General features: G+C 54.7%; 1 protein-coding gene. It reads left to right on the forward strand.

The genetic code is table 11. The annotated features are described in order from the left end of the window. Positions 1-3 precede the first annotated feature (3 nt). On the forward strand, positions 4-357 hold the full coding sequence (locus ABG80_RS23435) for a LysR substrate-binding domain-containing protein (protein ID WP_268760945.1): 354 nt from the start codon (positions 4-6) through the stop codon (positions 355-357). Positions 358-369 lie beyond the last annotated feature (12 nt).

Here is a 369-nt window from a genome sequence, read left to right on the forward strand (position 1 = left end):
GTAATGGAGTGGTGGGACTCACGTCCTGGGTTCGTCTCAACAGTATGGCGGCGCGAGAGGATGGTTGTCATTGTTCGCCCCGGCCATCCTTGGGCTGCCGAGTCGACCATTCCACTTAAGTGGTTAAAATCCCAGATCTTGCTTGGAGGCGAAGCGGCTACCGGAACTGGGCGCCTACTACAACAATATGCCGGTGCCGACTCGGCAGAGTTCACAGTGGGTATGCAGTTAGGTAGTCGGCCCTGCAAAACTGCCACATCCTCGATGAACACTGATCAAACCTGGCAACTGGGGATGGTCAGAACTCCCAGGTTTGTGTGCAATGACGCTCAGTTTCTGGGAGTTTTGAGGACCTGAAGATGAGCACAC

The sequence above is a fragment of the Aquabacterium parvum genome (genome assembly GCF_001447195.1).
In the GTDB taxonomy this organism is placed as follows: domain Bacteria; phylum Pseudomonadota; class Gammaproteobacteria; order Burkholderiales; family Burkholderiaceae_C; genus Aquabacterium; species Aquabacterium parvum.